Source organism: Halorientalis litorea (assembly GCF_023028225.1).
In the GTDB taxonomy this organism is placed as follows: domain Archaea; phylum Halobacteriota; class Halobacteria; order Halobacteriales; family Haloarculaceae; genus Halorientalis; species Halorientalis litorea.
On the sequence record NZ_CP095482.1, the window covers coordinates 410,639 to 425,474 of the forward strand.

General features: G+C 66.8%; 19 protein-coding genes. 6 read left to right on the top strand and 13 right to left on the bottom strand.

Annotation, left to right across the window (positions count from 1 at the left end; genetic code table 11):
• Nucleotides 1-18: 18 nt before the first annotated feature.
• From MUG95_RS02285 to MUG95_RS02300, 4 genes are all read right to left on the bottom strand, one after another.
• Nucleotides 19-2,211 carry a DHH family phosphoesterase gene (locus MUG95_RS02285; protein ID WP_247009457.1) on the bottom strand — a complete coding sequence of 731 codons (2,193 nt, stop codon included), beginning with the start codon at nucleotides 2,209-2,211 and terminating at the stop codon, nucleotides 19-21.
• A gap of 53 nt (nucleotides 2,212-2,264) precedes the next feature.
• Nucleotides 2,265-2,528: a hypothetical protein gene (locus tag MUG95_RS02290; protein ID WP_247009458.1), complete on the bottom strand. Its 264-nt coding sequence runs from the start codon at nucleotides 2,526-2,528 to the stop codon at nucleotides 2,265-2,267.
• Nucleotides 2,529-2,551: 23 nt separating this feature from the next.
• Nucleotides 2,552-3,205 (bottom strand): YIP1 family protein, encoded by a 654-nt coding sequence (locus tag MUG95_RS02295; RefSeq protein WP_247009459.1) that lies wholly within the window; start codon nucleotides 3,203-3,205, stop codon nucleotides 2,552-2,554.
• A gap of 172 nt (nucleotides 3,206-3,377) precedes the next feature.
• Nucleotides 3,378-3,968, bottom strand: a complete 591-nt coding sequence (locus MUG95_RS02300) for an NADPH-dependent FMN reductase (RefSeq protein WP_247009460.1) — start codon at nucleotides 3,966-3,968, stop codon at nucleotides 3,378-3,380.
• Between the two features lie 139 nt (nucleotides 3,969-4,107).
• Between MUG95_RS02300 and MUG95_RS02305 the strand changes: the two genes are divergently transcribed.
• Nucleotides 4,108-4,506, top strand: coding sequence for a hypothetical protein (locus MUG95_RS02305; protein ID WP_247009461.1), 399 nt, complete (start codon nucleotides 4,108-4,110; stop codon nucleotides 4,504-4,506).
• Nucleotides 4,507-4,535: 29 nt separating this feature from the next.
• On the opposite strand, the gene MUG95_RS02310 is transcribed toward MUG95_RS02305, so the two are convergent.
• Together MUG95_RS02310 and MUG95_RS02315 are read right to left on the bottom strand one after the other, a co-directional pair.
• Complete coding sequence (locus tag MUG95_RS02310) at nucleotides 4,536-5,450, bottom strand: HhH-GPD family protein (RefSeq protein ID WP_247009462.1); 915 nt, start codon at nucleotides 5,448-5,450, stop codon at nucleotides 4,536-4,538.
• Between the two features lie 52 nt (nucleotides 5,451-5,502).
• A complete protein-coding gene (locus MUG95_RS02315; RefSeq protein ID WP_247009463.1) occupies nucleotides 5,503-6,399 on the bottom strand; it encodes a hypothetical protein in 897 nt (298 codons plus the stop codon).
• A gap of 86 nt (nucleotides 6,400-6,485) precedes the next feature.
• On the opposite strand from MUG95_RS02315, the gene MUG95_RS02320 reads away from it, so the two are divergent.
• Complete coding sequence (locus tag MUG95_RS02320; RefSeq protein ID WP_247009464.1) at nucleotides 6,486-6,812, top strand: ribbon-helix-helix protein; 327 nt, start codon at nucleotides 6,486-6,488, stop codon at nucleotides 6,810-6,812.
• Nucleotides 6,813-6,831: 19 nt separating this feature from the next.
• Here MUG95_RS02320 and MUG95_RS02325 read toward each other — a convergent pair whose 3' ends face one another.
• A complete protein-coding gene (locus MUG95_RS02325) occupies nucleotides 6,832-8,160 on the bottom strand; it encodes a class-III pyridoxal-phosphate-dependent aminotransferase (protein WP_247009465.1) in 1,329 nt (442 codons plus the stop codon).
• A gap of 108 nt (nucleotides 8,161-8,268) precedes the next feature.
• Here MUG95_RS02325 and MUG95_RS02330 point away from each other — a divergent pair, with 108 nt between their 5' ends.
• Nucleotides 8,269-9,450 carry an AI-2E family transporter gene (locus MUG95_RS02330; protein ID WP_247009466.1) on the top strand — a complete coding sequence of 394 codons (1,182 nt, stop codon included), beginning with the start codon at nucleotides 8,269-8,271 and terminating at the stop codon, nucleotides 9,448-9,450.
• 9 nt (nucleotides 9,451-9,459) lie between these two features.
• On the opposite strand, the gene MUG95_RS02335 is transcribed toward MUG95_RS02330, so the two are convergent.
• Nucleotides 9,460-9,735, bottom strand: a complete 276-nt coding sequence (locus tag MUG95_RS02335; protein WP_247009467.1) for a PadR family transcriptional regulator — start codon at nucleotides 9,733-9,735, stop codon at nucleotides 9,460-9,462.
• Between the two features lie 221 nt (nucleotides 9,736-9,956).
• On the opposite strand from MUG95_RS02335, the gene MUG95_RS02340 reads away from it, so the two are divergent.
• Nucleotides 9,957-10,232 (top strand): amphi-Trp domain-containing protein, encoded by a 276-nt coding sequence (locus tag MUG95_RS02340; RefSeq protein ID WP_247009468.1) that lies wholly within the window; start codon nucleotides 9,957-9,959, stop codon nucleotides 10,230-10,232.
• 200 nt (nucleotides 10,233-10,432) lie between these two features.
• Here MUG95_RS02340 and MUG95_RS02345 read toward each other — a convergent pair whose 3' ends face one another.
• A complete protein-coding gene (locus tag MUG95_RS02345) occupies nucleotides 10,433-10,579 on the bottom strand; it encodes a DUF8555 family protein (RefSeq protein WP_247009469.1) in 147 nt (48 codons plus the stop codon).
• Nucleotides 10,580-10,664: 85 nt separating this feature from the next.
• On the opposite strand from MUG95_RS02345, the gene MUG95_RS02350 reads away from it, so the two are divergent.
• The gene (locus tag MUG95_RS02350; RefSeq protein WP_247009470.1) at nucleotides 10,665-11,384 is read left to right on the top strand and encodes a DUF7117 family protein; all 720 of its coding nucleotides are present in this window, start codon (nucleotides 10,665-10,667) and stop codon (nucleotides 11,382-11,384) included.
• Nucleotides 11,385-11,428: 44 nt separating this feature from the next.
• Here MUG95_RS02350 and MUG95_RS16835 read toward each other — a convergent pair whose 3' ends face one another.
• The 3 genes from MUG95_RS16835 to MUG95_RS02365 are packed head-to-tail and all read right to left on the bottom strand — an operon-like array spanning nucleotide 11,429 to nucleotide 13,474.
• Nucleotides 11,429-11,923, bottom strand: coding sequence for an NUDIX hydrolase (locus MUG95_RS16835; RefSeq protein WP_256463862.1), 495 nt, complete (start codon nucleotides 11,921-11,923; stop codon nucleotides 11,429-11,431).
• Nucleotides 11,924-12,817, bottom strand: a complete 894-nt coding sequence (locus MUG95_RS02360) for a bifunctional methylenetetrahydrofolate dehydrogenase/methenyltetrahydrofolate cyclohydrolase (protein ID WP_247009471.1) — start codon at nucleotides 12,815-12,817, stop codon at nucleotides 11,924-11,926.
• A 45-nt stretch (nucleotides 12,818-12,862) separates the two neighbouring features.
• Nucleotides 12,863-13,474 (bottom strand): methyltransferase family protein, encoded by a 612-nt coding sequence (locus tag MUG95_RS02365; protein WP_247009472.1) that lies wholly within the window; start codon nucleotides 13,472-13,474, stop codon nucleotides 12,863-12,865.
• 83 nt (nucleotides 13,475-13,557) lie between these two features.
• On the opposite strand from MUG95_RS02365, the gene MUG95_RS02370 reads away from it, so the two are divergent.
• The gene (locus MUG95_RS02370; protein ID WP_247009473.1) at nucleotides 13,558-14,238 is read left to right on the top strand and encodes a helix-turn-helix domain-containing protein; all 681 of its coding nucleotides are present in this window, start codon (nucleotides 13,558-13,560) and stop codon (nucleotides 14,236-14,238) included.
• A gap of 1 nt (nucleotide 14,239) precedes the next feature.
• Here the strand turns inward: MUG95_RS02370 and MUG95_RS02375 are convergent, their stop codons facing one another.
• Nucleotides 14,240-14,806 (bottom strand): twin-arginine translocation signal domain-containing protein, encoded by a 567-nt coding sequence (locus tag MUG95_RS02375; protein WP_247009474.1) that lies wholly within the window; start codon nucleotides 14,804-14,806, stop codon nucleotides 14,240-14,242.
• Nucleotides 14,807-14,836 lie beyond the last annotated feature (30 nt).

Genomic DNA, 14,836 nt, shown 5'->3' on the forward strand with positions numbered 1-14,836 from the left:
ATAAGGGTGTCGGACCGACTATACCCGCTCTGCGAGGGCGTCGAGGACTGCGTCGAGGACGGCGGCGCGCTCCCCCGAGAGGAACTCGATGGCTCCGTCACGGGCACTCTTAGCCGCGATACCCGCCTCGGGTTCGCGCTCGGCGGCCGCCTCCGCGACGGCGCGCACGTCGAGTGCCGTCGTGCTGCGGACGTAGAGTTCGTCCTCCGCCAACCCGAGGACGAGCGTCACGTCGTCGCGGTGGCGGCGGAGCAGTTCGTCCACCAGCAGCGTCGTCGGCGGGAACTCGTAGCGGTGCGTGTAAGCGTCCGTGTCGAGCAGGGCCATCCGAACGCCGCCGACGTCCCGACGTTCGAGGTTGGCCTCGGCCGTCTCGACTTCCTCGTCCATCTTCGTGCGGAACTGCTCGCTGACGTGGGAGGCGAGGCCACGCTCCTCGTCAGTCTCCGGGAACAGCAGGTCCGCGATGAGTTCGCGCTTGTCCTCGTAGGACTGGTAGAACGCCTTCAGCGCGATTGCCTCGCGGATTTCGCGCACGTCGTCGCCGTCGTACCCGGCGTCGGCGGCCGCGTCGAGGTAGCCCTCCGGCGTCCCCTCCCAGAAGCTCACGGCCGGGAGGTGGGCGATTCCCTCGCGTACGTCCTCGTTGACGTGGACGGCGACGTTCGTCGCGAGCGCGCTCGCAGTCGTCGGTTCGTCGGCTTCCGCGAGGGACGGCGAGACGAGCGTCTCCACGGTGTCGGCGACGTCCGCGTCGGCCTCGGCGGCGTCGACGACGACCCGTTCCGCGCCGTAGATGGAGAGCAGGTCGAACCCGTCGAGGGATTCCCGGGTGGCACCCGCGGCAGCGAACACGAACAGCGGGAGTTTCTCGTCGTGGCGCTCGCGGTTGTCGAGCATCCCCGTCACGTCCTTCGTCGCGTCGGCCATGTCGTAGACGCCGTCTTCCAGCGGCCGTCGGTCGAAGTAGTGATACTCGGCGTCTGCCCCGCCGTGCTGGTCACGGACTAGCGGCAGGGTGGCGCGCTCGATGGCGACGCCCGCCACGTACCCGTCGGCAGTCGCGTTGTGTCGCACGACGACCGGGCGGTCCTCCAACACGGCCCGCCGAATCGCAGTCGCGGCCTCGCGGATGCTGTCGGTCACAGTGTCGGCGGCCACGTCGTCTGCCAGCAGGTCCAGTTCGTCGGGGCGCGCGCGCTCGGTCAGCGCGTCGGCCATCCGGTCGGTGACGGTCGTCCGCTCGTCGTCTTCGAGGACCACCAGCGCCTCGGTTTCGACCTGCAGTTCGCCGCGGCGGCGGCGAACTTCGCCGTCGAGTCGCACGATGTCGCCCGTCTCCACGCCGGGGTAGGCTCGGACACCAGCCTCCTCGAAGGCAGCACAGTCGACCCCACCCGTCTCGTCGCGGACCTCGAACACTGTTGGGCCGCTTGTCTGACGGATGTCGACGACTTCCGCCTCGATGCGAACATCCTCGCCGACGTGGTCGTCGAGGGTTTCGACCGGCGTCAGGTCGTACTCCCGTGCCCGCTCCTCGACGACTGCACCGCCGCCGACGCTAGAATCGTCGGAGTCAGCCTCGGCCGCGTCGTCTGCGTCGGCCGTGTCGGCTTCGGGTGCCTCGGCGGCCGGTTCGGCAGTCTCGGCTTCGCCCGTCTCGGGTGCGTCGGTTTCGCTGCCCTCGGCGGTGTCGTCCGTCTCGGTCGCGTCCGGTTCCTCGTCACGGGTCGCACGCTGGCGACCCTCACTCCCGTTTCCCGACCCCGCGTCACCTGCCTGTCGTCGAACGGGGCCGTCGTCCTCGTCGTCCTCGTCGTCGGCTTCCTCGGCGAGGAGCGCGTGGTCCTCGTCCGGGTCGTCGATGAGCGTGCCGCGGAACTCGCGGGCGGACTGGCGAATTGACCAGCCGAGGTCGATGTTACCGTTGTCACGGACGCTCTTGACCTCGACGAACACCGAATCGCCCGGCTCCCAGTCCAGACTCTCGAGCCGTTGGTCGAGTTCGCTACGGTGCAACAGACCGGTCACGCTGTCGCCGATGTCGACGAAGACGCCGAACTCCGCGTAGCCGTCGACGGTCCCACGGTAGAACCGTCCCGGCGTCAGTTGATTCGGATGTGTGCCACGGAACTCGAAAACAACGTCTTGCTGGTGCGTCTCGCAGATGTGGCCCTCGACATCGGCGCCACAGATGATACAGCTTCCCATTAGCCGCACGAAGAGGGTCCGGCCTAAAACTGTTGTCGAAACGTTTCGCTCACTTACTCGAACACCGGACTCTCGTCTTCGAGCAGTTCGATGCCCCGTGCCACCTCACTCGCGTCCGTCGGAAAGAGTGCTATCTCCACCTCGTTGCCCGACTCGTCGGCAAACGCGAGTTTCACGCGCTTGTCCCCGAACTCCCGCACTTCGACGCTCTCCACGTCGTACAGTTTCGTCGTCGCGGACTTGTCGGCCGGCCCGACGTTCTTGAGCGACCCGTCTTTGAGTTCGAGCATGAAGTCGTCCAGTTGCAGGCTGAGCATAATACCAGTTCGCCCGCCGCCCGCTAAAACGTCCCGGGAGCGGCGGCGAGGACGGCCCCTAGTTCGTGGACGACCCAGCCGTAGCCGAGGTCGACTAGCAGTTGCTCGACGGCCAGAAAGCCACGGAACCCGTACCCGAAGATGATGGCCACCGGCGCGGCGACCAAGGGGAGGACCTTCGGGAACCCGATATCGTGCAGTTCGTCCATTCCGACGACGAGCAGGACGCTCCCGTAGACGGCACAGGCCACCCGGAGTGCCGGAATCGGTGGCCCCGCGAGCACGCACGGCGCGGTGGCGTAGGCGAACACCTGCACCGTCTCGCTGACGCCCGCGCGGTCGGCGACGAACGGTATCAGGATGACCGTCTGGAGTGCCGTCGTCAGGTGGAGTGCGGCGGGCATCACCAACACGACGGCGAGTGCCAACCCGAGTGCCCGCGAGGCCACCGGTTGGTTCGTCAACACCGGGTACGCCTCGGCAACCAACACCATCCGGGAGAGTTCCTCGACGAAGACGACGACGGCGGCGAACACGAGGCCGGGTGCCTGGTCGCCCGGTGCGACACCCGACCGGAAGAACCGCCGAGGCCGGACGAGGACTTCGAACCACGCCCGCGCGAGCGCGACGGGACCCCTGTCGCGGCCACCCGTCGGGTTCTCGACCCACTGAGTCACACGCGGAGGTACGAACGGTCCGGGCTTGACGGTTGCGGGTTCGGGCCGATACCCTAATCGTCAGTCGTCCGCCCCACCGACCCGCACGACTCCGTGTCGAACCGACGTTCTCCGTGTCAGTCGTCCGCCCCACCGACCCGCACGACTCCGTGTCGAACCGACGTTCTCCGTGTCAGTCGTCCGCGCCGACGTTCTCCGCACTCTCGAAACACGCCGGGTCCGGTTCGATGTTCGCGTACTCGACCGCTCGCTCGCCGAGTGTTGCGACGCGGGCCGCGGCCCCGTCGTCGGTGAACGACCAGTCCTCGGCACTCCCGTCGAACGCGCCGGCGGCGTTCGGAACCGCCGCCTGATGCGGGAGGACCCACGCGTTCAGTGCCCGGCAGACCGAGCGGAGGTGGTCGAGTGCGGTAATCGGGAACCCACCGCCGGCCACGGCGAGCAAGCCGACGGTCTTGTTCTCGAACTCGTCGAACCCACAGTAGTCGAGCGCGTTCTTCAGCACCGACGAGTACGACCCGTGGTACACCGGCGTCCCGAGCAGGATGGCGTCCGCCTCCCGGACCCGGCGCGTGAACGCGGCGGCGTCGCCGGCATCGTCGTCGTCGGCGTCGAACACCGGGAGGTCCCACTCCCGTAGGTCGAGGAGGTCGGTCTCCGCGCCCGCCGAGTCGGCGGCTTCGAGGGCGTGTGTCAGTGCCTTCCGGGTGTGGCTCTCGTCCCTGTGGCTTCCACATATCGCGACGACGTGTGGCGGTGTCATAACCGGGGTGTCGTCTGGCAGGGTCTTAGCTGGTACGCCACGTCCCGGCGGGAGACCGACTCCGACCAGACGGGTCGGGTACGGAGCGTCCGGACTCTCCGGACGATACGTTGAGACGCACGTCACTGCTGTATCGAGCATGAACCGACGCGACGCCCTCCGGACGCTCGCGGGACTGGGGCTGGTCGGCCTCGCTGGCTGTTCCGGCCCGCCCGCGACCGGAGAGGTCGCCACGAACGACACCGACGTGGCCGTGACCGACCACCGGGCGGGGTTCCGGGCGACCGCCGCTGGAACGGAACTGTACGTCACCGTCGAGTTCCGGAACGAGGGCGAGGAGGCGATTACACCCGCCGGGACGGTGCCCCAGTTCTCGTGTTCGTTCTTCACGGCCGACGGAGAGCGACTCTACCGTGCGTCGAAGGAGATGACACGACCACTTAACGCCGACAGCACCCGTGAGTTCACCTTCGAGTTGCACCAGCGGGCGGACGAGGCGGACCGCTACGAGGTCGGCATCGAACGTGTCGAGGCGTGACGGCCGCGTACGGTCGTCTCGGCCACAGGTCACCGCCGCAGACGCGCCGTGCCGTCGTCGTCAGTCTCGACCAACCCGTCCGCTTCGAGGTCCGCGAGGAGGTCCCAAAGCCACTCGCGGCCGTACTCGCCGTCGGGCGCGTAGTCGACGCGGACCCGCGGCCCCAACTCGTCGATGGGGAGTTCGTCGTACTCCCCGAGGACGTTGACGACCCGCCCGCGCATCTGCCGTCTGCTCCCCTCGAAGTCGGGTTGGGTCGGCACGTCCGGCGCGGTGAAGTCGCCGGTCTCGTAGGCGTGACACCACTCGCGCCACGGACACCCCGCGGCGTCGCAGGCAGGCGTCTTCTCACAGGCCACACCGCCCAGTTCCATGATGGCGTTGTTCCAGACGCGGGACTCGCCGTCGGGCATGAGTTCGGACGCGACCCGCTCGAAAGCCGCGTCGTCGTCGGGCACGTCGAAGGCGCGGTGGAGGACACGCTTGACGTTGGTGTCGACCACCGCGTCGCCGTTGTCGAACGCGAACGAGGCGACGGCGTTCGCGGTGTACGGGCCGACGCCCATCAACTCCGAGAGCCCGTCCGGGTCCCGCGGGAACGCGCCGTCGAACTCCTCGCAGACCTGTCGAGCGGCCTCGTGGAGGTACTTCGCGCGGTTGTTGTAGCCGAGGCTGTGGTCGGTCCAGAACGCCACCACGTCGGCCCGGTCGGCGTCGGCGAGGGCCGCGGCGGTCGGCCACCGGTCGAGGAACGCCGCCCACGCCTCGACGACCCGGCCGAGTTGGGTCTGCTGGCTCATCACTTCCGAGACGAGAATCTCGTAGGGGTCCTCGGTCTCGCGCCACGGGAACGCGCGGTGGTCGGCCTCGTACCACTCGACCAGTGCCTCCCGAACCGCCTCGACGGGTACGTCCGCGAGGTGGTCGGCCGCCTCCTCGGTCATCGCCCGCAGGTAGGGCAACGGGTCGCTTACGCGTGGCGGTTCGCCGTCGGCCTCAGGCGACGGCGTGGGTCAGTTCCACCCTGTAGTACGTCCCGTTGTACCGGACGTACTCGTCCCCGTAAATCGTCTCCGTCTCGTCGGTCGTGAGGCGGTCCACGACGGCCCCGAAGTCGCCGGTCGGCGTCTGCGTGCAGTTGCGGTACTCGTCCGTTATCGCCGTCTCCACCACCTCGCGCTGTCCCGCCGTCTCGAGCGTGAGGTTCCGAACGTGAGTGTCCACGACGTACTCCTGCCACGCGTCCTCAGTAGCCGCGACTTCCGTCGCGGTGTACCGGCGGTCCGTCTCCAAGACGGCCGCCTCGCCCTCGACGGTAATCTCGTAGGCCCGTCCCTCGTACCCCACCCAGACCGACTCGCGGTCGAGGAACAGCGACGACGACTCGGCGGTGGCGTTCGGGTAGGCGTAGTCACGGCCGCCGGAGAACGACCGTACACCGCTGATGTTCCGGTCAGGGTGGAGGTGGTCGAAGGCCCGCCGGTCGGCCGCGGGCAGGTCGTCGTAGGCCACCACGTCGGCTCCGGCACCCGGCGTCGTCTGGCTGTCGTACTCGATGTCGAAATCGTAGCCGTCCAGTCGCCGCTCGTCCGTCGTCCGGTAGGTAAACAGGTAGTACGACCCGTTCACCGAGGCGTACGTTCCGTTCCGGAGTCGCGGTTCGCCGATGGTCGTCTCGTTCACCGTCCCGTCGCGCTCGACTCGCTCGGCGAAGGTGCGGTCGAATCGGTCGTCCACGAGCAGTTCGTCGCCGATTTCCGCGACCGTCCGCTTCTCGAAGTCGAGGGAGTAACTGCTCGGACAGTCGGTCCCGAAGGTCATGCACCCGGCAGTCGAGACTGCGACGAGAGCCAGCAGTAGGGGGAGAGCGAGGGCCAGCAGGCGGCGCGTCATATCTGGTCGGCCTGTCGTCGCGAGTAAATATCTTGTGCAGTGGGACAGTCGAAAGGCGTTTCCTCGGGGCAGTCCTCCCGTCGGGCATGACGCTGGACGACCTCAGAGACGACGTGGAGGAAACCTACGGTGACCTCGGCGACACGCTCGCCGTCGAGTTGGACCGCGAGACGCGCAACGAGTTGGCGATGCTCACCGCCGCCTTGGAACCGGACGAGCCCGACGAACTCGTCCGTCGGGCCGTCCACATGCTGTTTCAGACGGCCGTCGAGACGGGGAACCTCGACTTCCACCTGCGGTCCCAGTACGACACGACCTACGACGAGTACCTCTCGGGGATGACCTTCGAGGAGATGACCGGGAACCAGTTCCCACAGCAACAGCAGAACGACGACCGACGGTACCAGTTCTGACCACCGGTGTCAGGGGACCTCAGACCGCCCTGACCGCCTCCCCGAGGAGGGAACACCCCAGCTCGATTTCGCGGGCCGTCGCGTCGAGCGGCGGGAGGATGCGGAGCGTCTTGTGGCCACACCCGAGCGTGAGTAGCCCACGTTCCAGTGCCGCCGCCATGGTGTCGTCCCGGCGGGCCTCCGTGTCGAACTCGACGGCCAGCATCAACCCCCGCCCGCGCACGTCGACCACGCCCGGCAGCGTCTCGTCGGCCATCGTCTCGTGGAACTGCGCGCCTCGCTCGCGGGCGTTGTCGAGGAGGTTCTGTTCGCGGATGACATCGATGGTGAGCGCGCCCTGCGCGCACGCGAGAACGTCGCCACCGCCCCACGTCGAGGAGAGTCGGCTGGTCTCGTCGGGGAACACGTTCTCGCTGGCGATGGTCGCGCCGACGCGCAGGCCCTTCCCGGCCGCGACCACGTCGGGGTCGAACGGGTAGTGGTCCGAGGCCCAGAACTCGCCGGTGCGGCCCATGCCCGACTGTATCTCGTCGGCGACGAGCAACAGGTCGTGTGTCTCGACCACCTCGGCCAGTTCGCTCGCGAAGGCGTCGCTCGGGAACCGGTACCCGCCCTCTCCTTGGACGGGTTCGACGACGACGTACGCCGTCTCCTCGGGCGGGACGAACCCGGTTTCCGGGTCGAGCATCCGACGCAGTTGTGAGCCGTCGTCGGTGAAGAAGCCACAGCCACAGGTCGTGGCGTCACACGAGCGGTCCGTACAGAAGGGCACGTCGTGGACTCCCGAAATCTCGGGGAACTCGCGGCGGTACACCGACTTCGAGCGGTTGAGCGAGAGCGCGCCGAGCGTCCGGCCGTGGAACGCACCGTGGAAGGTGACGGCGTACTCGCCGCTGGTGTGGTCGTAGCAGATTTTGATGGCGTTCTCGACGGCCTCGGCACCGCTGTTCGAGAGGAACACGGTGTCCATGCCGTCGGTCACCTCGGTCAGCCGGTCCATCAGGTCGGCCGCGCCGGGAATCGGGGCGTCACCGGGCGGACCGCTCGCGGCGTAGAAGTCCTGCCCGGCGATTTTCAGTGGGTCCACGAGGTCGAACGCCGCCAACCGGGACCGCAGGTCGGGGTTGTTGTAGCCGAGCGGTGCCGCCCCGACGTGGCTCGTGAAATCGAGCAGGACGTTCCCGTCGATGTCCGTACAGAACGGGCCGTCGGCGGGTGCGGTGTAGTCCCAGACGAACTCGTAGACGTACGTACTCGGCGCGGCCGTCGCGTGGTGGTACGCCACCTGTGCCCGCGCTCGCTCGCCGGGCAAGTCCTCGACGCACGGTTCGGTCGTGTCCCTTTCCATGCTAATGTTTCGCACTGCCAAGGTATTAACCGGTCGGCCGTCAGAGCCAGCACGGCCGCCACGGCGTGGTGGGCAGGGACTTATTTGTCAGGGTACTGAAGGCGGCGTATGCTCGGATTCAGTATCGACCGGATGCGGGCGATTTGGTGGGCCATCGGGGCCGCCCTGCTGGCCGTCGTCGCGTTCATCCTCTACGCGTTCGTCGGGACGTTCGTCTTCGCACTGTTCATCTACTACGCCACACGCCCCGCCTACGACCGGATTCACCGACGTGTCCGACATCCGACTATCGCGGCGGCACTCGCGTTGGGGGTGTTCGCAGTCCCGGCCCTCGCGCTCCTCGCGTACACGCTCGCCATCGGTTTGCAGGAACTGTCGGATCTACAGAACGGCGATTTCGGGCCACTGCTGTCGGTGGTCGAACCGTACACCAACGTGTCCCAAATCGTCGAGGACCCCGCATCGCTGCTCGGTGACAGCATCGGCCTCGATACCGTCGAGTCGACGCTCCGGGCCAGCCTCGAGTACATTGGCTTCATCGGCAACGGGCTGTTGCACTTGTTCGTGATGCTCGCGGTGGCGTTCTATCTGCTCCGCGACGGACGGAAACTCTCACGGTGGCTGATGCAGTTCGCCGACGACGGCGGTGTCTTGGGGTCGTACCTCGGGGCCGTCGACCGGAGCCTCCAGAGTATCTTCTTCGGGAATATCCTCAACGCGATCGTCACGGGCGCGATTGGGGCCATCGCGTTCAACGTCCTCAACGTCTTCGCGCCACCGGGCCTCGCTATCCCGTATCCGGCACTGACCGGGTTGCTCACCGGTGTCGGGAGTCTGGTCCCCGTCGTCGGCATGAAAATCGTCTACTTTCCCATCGTCGGGTTTCTCGGATTCCAAGCGGCGATGGACGGGAGCGGGTACGGGTTCGTTTTCGCCGTCTTCGCCGTCTCGCTGGTCGTCGTGGACTCGTTGCCCGACTTCTTCCTCAGGCCGTACGTCTCCGGGCGGAACCTCCACGTCGGCCTCGTCATGTTCGCGTACATCCTCGGCCCAGTTATGTTCGGGTGGTACGGCATCTTCCTCGGGCCGCTGATACTCGTCGTCGTCTTCCACTTCGGGCGCATCGTCCTCCCGGAACTCCTCGCGCGCGAGCCCGTACATCCCGGTGCAGTCGACCCGATGTACCTCCTCGACCCGACACCCGACGGGACGAACGAGGCAGTCGCTACCGAGGAGTCGGTTACGGACGGCGACGAATCGGCGGACGAACAACCAGCGGACGGCGAGTGACCGACGACCTCACTGACTCACGTACTGTTCTTCCCACTCACGACGCGCGTCGATTTCGCGCTGCCCGCGCCGTGTCAGACTGTAGTAGTTCGTCCGTCTGTCTCGCTGCCCCTTCTCGACGAGGCCCTTGTCGACCAGCGTGTCGAGGTTGGGATAGAGACGCCCGTGGTGGATTTCCTTCTCGTAGTAGTCTTCGAGTTCCTCTTTGATCGCGAGACCGTGAGGTTCGTCCCGGCCGGCGATAACGTACAGCAGATCACGCTGAAATCCTGTCAGGTCGTACATCGGTAATGTCCACATCATCATTACTGTCGGAATATGATAAATATATCGGCTTTCGGACCGTCAACGGGGTTTGGTATCCCCGAGAGTCGGATTCCAGTCGTATCATAATCAAGAAACTGATTGAGAGTTGCCGCGGCGGGGCGTTCACAGACGGACATTATGTCGAATACGATACCATACGGGACGCACGTTTATCTCCGTCGGCCGCGTACGGGAAGAAGATGACAGAAGAAACGCTGTTCGAGGTCGAAAAGCGCGCGTCACGGAGCGAAGTTGCGGCGTACCTTCGGACGGTCGCCGACCGCCTCGACGAGGGTGGCACGCTCACGCTGGAAGCCGGCGACGACGCCATCACAGTCGAGACACCGCGCGAGGTGGAGTTCGAGGTGGCGGTCGAGCGCGAAGGACCGGCCAGTGGCGACGGCGAACTCAGTGTCGAACTGGAGTTCGAGTGGCCGGAAGGCGGGACTGGAGCGGACTCGCTCAGCATCGACTAAAGGGCGCGTCGCTCACCATGTAACGTACGAAAGTGGAAAGCAAATCGCACGGGGTGAAAAGAGCCCGTGCGATTGCTTGCCGCCCTGAATTGGTCCCCGCTGACGCTTCGGCCCTCCAGACGAAGCGTCACCTGATACGAGTGGGTACGATAACTTAAGAGTTCTGGCTGAGCGTCACCGGAGTGTCATCGGGCGACCGTTCAGATGTACTCCTCTTCGAGCGTCCACCCGAGGGCACGCTTGTAGTAGGTGAACATCTGCCGGACACCCTGATGGTTCATGTTCTCGTCGTCGAGTTGCTCTTTCAGGAACTCGTACTGCTCGCGGATTTCCTCTTCGTCGCGCATATGATTTCTATAGGGCGAGCGAGGGAAGTATCTTGCACTCGCGGCGAGCGGTTCCGTTTTGAGCCTCGGCACGGTAGAGGCGCGTATGAAGATACGCGGGGACCGCGAGTGTACGGTCTGTGGTCACCGGTGGTCCTACTACGACACGGGCAGCGTCGAGTGTCCCGACTGCGGCAGTCTCAAGAGCGTCGGCGTCGACGACCGGAAAGAACACACCGCAAGTCCCGTCACGCTCGAGTTGACGGCGGTTCGGGACCGCATCGAGGATGACCCGCTCCGAGTCCTCGTCGAGGACGCGGCGGACGCGTGTCGCTCCTACGTCAGAAAGCAGGGATTCATCGACGCGGGTGACCTCCAGCCCCTCGGCGACACGTATCTCGCGGCCGTCGAACTCGTCCACGCCGCGACGGCCGTCGGCCGGCAGATGCGGACGAGCGACGACGAGGAGTACTACGTCCTCGACTTGCTACGCGGGGCCGACGACGGCGAACGGCCGGGGCCGTCCATCGTCCCCGATTCGATGCGGGACGCGCGCGGGTTGGCCTACGCCACCGCAGTCGAGGAGTACAGTACCGACCTCCGAACCTACCTCGACGAGAACCCGGACGAAACCGCCCGTGGCGTGCTGTCGCGCATCCGTGAACACCGCAAGCGCGTCGACGCACTCGACGGCGACGTGTCGCTGGCGGACGCCGAGGCACTCGTGGGCGCGGCACAGGCACTCGGCTACTATCTCGCGGAGGGCGACGAAACCGCGCTCGCGCAGGCACACCACCACCTCGACACCCTCGACCCCGGGACGTAGTTACCCGCCGTCGCCGGCGTGGGTGGTACCGCTACGGCCCCGTCTCACCGATTCGCCACTACCACGTCGCGGTCCACGGTGTCGGCGGGCACGTCGGGCCGCCACTCGGCAGTCGTAATGCCCTCGCCGTCCCGCCCCGGGTCGGCCGCTAGCGTCGTCGTCTCCGGCGTGGCCGTGTAGTGTGCGAAGGCGAACCCCACCGTCTCGCCGCCGTGTGTGACCGTCACCTCGGTGGCCGCCACGGGGTCGTCCGGGACGACTTCGACACCAGTCTCCTCGCGGACCTCCCTGACCAGCGCCTCGGCGTGTGTCTCCCCGGGTTCGACCTGCCCCCCGGGAGCGAGCCAGCGGCCGTCCTCGCGGACGAGGAGGACCTGCCCCTCGGCGTTCGTGACGATGGCACCGACAGCCCACCTGCCGTCCGCGAACTTTTCGCGCAGGGCCGCGAACCCGTCCTCGTCGGCCTCGACGTGTTTCTCGCGGCGGGTTACACCCGCCCGCTCCGCGAGCGTCTCGACGGCAGTGTCGAAGCCGGGCATTCAGGGGAGGTCGACCGGCACGTCGTGTTGGAGGCTCGCCGCTTTGACCGTGTTCCAGAGCAACATCGCACGCGTCATCGGGCCGACGCCGCCGGGCACGGGCGTGATGGCACCTGCTTTCTCTTTCGCACTCTCGTACTCCACGTCGCCCACGAGTTCGTAGCCTTTCTCGGTGTCCGCGTCGACGCGGTTGATACCGACGTCGACGACGGTGACGCCCTCGGAGAGCATGTCGCCGTCTATCATCTCGGGGACGCCCGCGGCGGCGACGACGATGTCGGCCGCGCGTGTCTTGGCCGCGAGGTCCTCGGTCCGGGAGTGACACACCGTCGTCGTCGCGTTCCCGTACTCGTCTTTCTGGACGAAGAGGTTCGCCATCGGTTTGCCCACGATGTCGGACCGGCCGACGACGACGGCGTCCGCGCCGTCGGTCTCCACGTCGGCGGCGGCGAGCAGTTTCTGGACGCCGTGGGGCGTGCAGGGTTTGTAGCGGGCGTTCCCGGCGACGAGGCGGCCCACGTTCTCGGGGTGGAACCCGTCCACGTCTTTCAGCGGGTCGATGCGACGGAGGACGGCCCGGTCGTCGACGTGGTCGGGGACCGGCATCTGGACCAGAATGCCGTCGACCTCGGGGTCGTCGTTCAGGTCGTCGATGGTATCGTACAGTTCCTCGGCGGGTGCGTCGGGGTCGAGTTCGATGTCGATGGCGTCGATGCCGACCTCCTCGCAGTCGTCCTGTTTCATCGAGACGTACGTCTCGCTCGCTGGGTCGTCGCTCATCAACACGGTGGCGAGCGACGGCGTCACGTCCGCGTCGGCGAGGGTGTCGATGGCGTCGCCGAGGCCGTCACGCACGTCGGCCGCGACGGCGTTCCCGTCGATAATGTCGGTCATCGGTTAGAGGGGCGCGGCCCCGACTCTTGAACGTCTCGGAATGGGTCAGACGCCGGTCCCGGTCTCCGCCTCGGACGCACCGACGAGCGCGCGGGCTGTCCGCCACCCGACGAAACGGGGGACGCGGTCGCAGTACCGGTCGTACTCCGTGCCGTACTGGTCGCGGAGCCACGGCTCTTCGGCGAACGGCATGAGGAGCCACCACGCGAGGTGGAGGAGAGCCAGTACGGTCGCCAAGGGAGAGGCCGCGAGGACGACGACGCCCACCGAGGCGACGCTGTAGCAGACGTACTGCGGGTTCCGAGAGTAGCGGTACCAACCGTCAGTTCGGAGGTCACCGGTCAACCCCATCGTCTCCTCCTGGCCGAGGTCCGACCCGGCCACGATGCCGGCCACGTAACTCGGAACGAAGACGACGGCTCCGACGGCCAGCGTCAGCGGTTGTGGCGCGCCCAGCGCGTTCCAGTCGAGGAGTGCCACCGCGGCCAGACAGAGGTTCGCTCCGACGGAGACGCCCCAGTGGAGGTAGTACCACCGGTCCTGTGTTCCGAGCGGCCAGTACGCCGACCAGCCGAGGAGACTGGCGACGTATCCGAGCAACTGCCCACCTGCCAGTACGACGCCAAGCGCGAACAGTCCCGTCGTGAGTGTCAGCATACGTCGTGTTTCTGGGGGACGGCGGCTGTCAGTAACGGCGAACCGACTAGCCTATTTATACGAGAGGGGCGAACAGCAGGGAGATGCGGTACATCGACCTCCGCCTCGTCCAACCCTCGTGGATGCTCCACCCAATGCAGGAGTTCATCCGCGAGGGCGACGCCGTGCAGTACGAGGAACTACAGGCGTTCAGCGTCGCGTCCGACGCCGGTATCGAGTACGTCCTGTTCTACGTCGAGGGGTCGCGCGACCCATACGAGGCGCGGCTACAGTCGGTCGATTCGGTGCAGTGGTACGACATCACGCCAGTCGACGACGCTTCGTTTTATGCCTACATCCGTCAGGAGACGCGACCGGAAGACGTGACGTGGCGGCAGGCGTTCGTGGAGCGTGGCCTCATCGTCACGCTGCCCATCGTCTACGACGAACAGGCGGCGTTCTACCTGACCGTCGTCGGCGAGAGCGAGGACCTCCAGGCGATGGTCGAGGCGTTCCCCGACGACATCGACGTTCGGGTCGACGCAATCGGCGAGTACGACCGTAGACACGCGCCCGTCGCGGGTGACCTCACCGACCGCCAGTTCGAGGCCGTCGAAGTCGCGGCCGACGAAGGGTTCTACGAGTACCCCCGCGAGGCGTCGGTGGCTGACGTGGCCGCCGAACTGGACTGTGCGGAGTCGACGGCGGCGGTCCTCCTCCAGCGTGCGGAGGCGTCCGTGATGGAGCGACTCGTCACCAGACACGGGCGGCACGACGTGGGGTGAGTCAGGGACAGTCCGCGCCGTCGAGGGACTGCCGGTCTGTGCCCTGCTCGACGCGCCGGGTCGCGCCCGTCTCGGGCGTCACGAGCATCGCCCGCCCGCCGTACCCGTGAGTCTGGTCGTGTCCGCGGACGACGACACAGGACACGTCCGAGGGAACCGAAACGGTCGCGTCGCGTGTGAACGGTTGGCTGTCGTGTGGGTGCCGAAGGTCACGGCGGCCGAGTCGCGTGCCGTCGCGGCGTTCGACCTGCCACCAGTTCGCGTACCCCGGTTCGCCCTCGTCGTCGTGGTGGAGCGTCACCGCGAACCGATAGCCGTCGTCGGTCGGCATCGTCTCGACGCCGACGACGTTCGCCTCTCGCAGGTCGAGCGTCGCCGTCTCGGTGCCGGCCGTCTCGTCCTCGGCCTCCGTACCACCGTCCGACGGCGAGTCGGACCCGTCCCTCGTCGTCTCCGGGTTCGTCGTCCCGTCGTCACCAGCGCTGCCGCACCCGGCGAGCGTACCGACTGCCGCCACTGCGACGCCGCGGCGGAGGAACCGACGGCGGGACACCGTGAGTTCGGGCATACGACTGGTACCGCAGAGAGGTAGTTAAGC

What these genes read in the sequence shown, in the direction of transcription:
- MUG95_RS02285 (WP_247009457.1), bottom strand. Translation starts at nt 2,211, where the DNA reads ATGGGAAGCTGTATCATCTGTGGCGCCGATGTCGAGGGCCACATCTGC.
- MUG95_RS02290 (WP_247009458.1), bottom strand. Translation starts at nt 2,528, where the DNA reads ATGCTCAGCCTGCAACTGGACGACTTCATGCTCGAACTCAAAGACGGG.
- MUG95_RS02300 (WP_247009460.1), bottom strand. Translation starts at nt 3,968, where the DNA reads ATGACACCGCCACACGTCGTCGCGATATGTGGAAGCCACAGGGACGAG.
- MUG95_RS02305 (WP_247009461.1), top strand. Translation starts at nt 4,108, where the DNA reads ATGAACCGACGCGACGCCCTCCGGACGCTCGCGGGACTGGGGCTGGTC.
- MUG95_RS02310 (WP_247009462.1), bottom strand. Translation starts at nt 5,450, where the DNA reads ATGACCGAGGAGGCGGCCGACCACCTCGCGGACGTACCCGTCGAGGCG.
- MUG95_RS02315 (WP_247009463.1), bottom strand. Translation starts at nt 6,399, where the DNA reads ATGACGCGCCGCCTGCTGGCCCTCGCTCTCCCCCTACTGCTGGCTCTC.
- MUG95_RS02320 (WP_247009464.1), top strand. Translation starts at nt 6,486, where the DNA reads ATGACGCTGGACGACCTCAGAGACGACGTGGAGGAAACCTACGGTGAC.
- MUG95_RS02325 (WP_247009465.1), bottom strand. Translation starts at nt 8,160, where the DNA reads ATGGAAAGGGACACGACCGAACCGTGCGTCGAGGACTTGCCCGGCGAG.
- MUG95_RS02330 (WP_247009466.1), top strand. Translation starts at nt 8,269, where the DNA reads ATGCTCGGATTCAGTATCGACCGGATGCGGGCGATTTGGTGGGCCATC.
- MUG95_RS02335 (WP_247009467.1), bottom strand. Translation starts at nt 9,735, where the DNA reads ATGTACGACCTGACAGGATTTCAGCGTGATCTGCTGTACGTTATCGCC.
- MUG95_RS02340 (WP_247009468.1), top strand. Translation starts at nt 9,957, where the DNA reads ATGACAGAAGAAACGCTGTTCGAGGTCGAAAAGCGCGCGTCACGGAGC.
- MUG95_RS02345 (WP_247009469.1), bottom strand. Translation starts at nt 10,579, where the DNA reads ATGCGCGACGAAGAGGAAATCCGCGAGCAGTACGAGTTCCTGAAAGAG.
- MUG95_RS02350 (WP_247009470.1), top strand. Translation starts at nt 10,665, where the DNA reads ATGAAGATACGCGGGGACCGCGAGTGTACGGTCTGTGGTCACCGGTGG.
- MUG95_RS16835 (WP_256463862.1), bottom strand. Translation starts at nt 11,923, where the DNA reads ATGCCCGGCTTCGACACTGCCGTCGAGACGCTCGCGGAGCGGGCGGGT.
- MUG95_RS02360 (WP_247009471.1), bottom strand. Translation starts at nt 12,817, where the DNA reads ATGACCGACATTATCGACGGGAACGCCGTCGCGGCCGACGTGCGTGAC.
- MUG95_RS02365 (WP_247009472.1), bottom strand. Translation starts at nt 13,474, where the DNA reads ATGCTGACACTCACGACGGGACTGTTCGCGCTTGGCGTCGTACTGGCA.
- MUG95_RS02370 (WP_247009473.1), top strand. Translation starts at nt 13,558, where the DNA reads ATGCGGTACATCGACCTCCGCCTCGTCCAACCCTCGTGGATGCTCCAC.
- MUG95_RS02375 (WP_247009474.1), bottom strand. Translation starts at nt 14,806, where the DNA reads ATGCCCGAACTCACGGTGTCCCGCCGTCGGTTCCTCCGCCGCGGCGTC.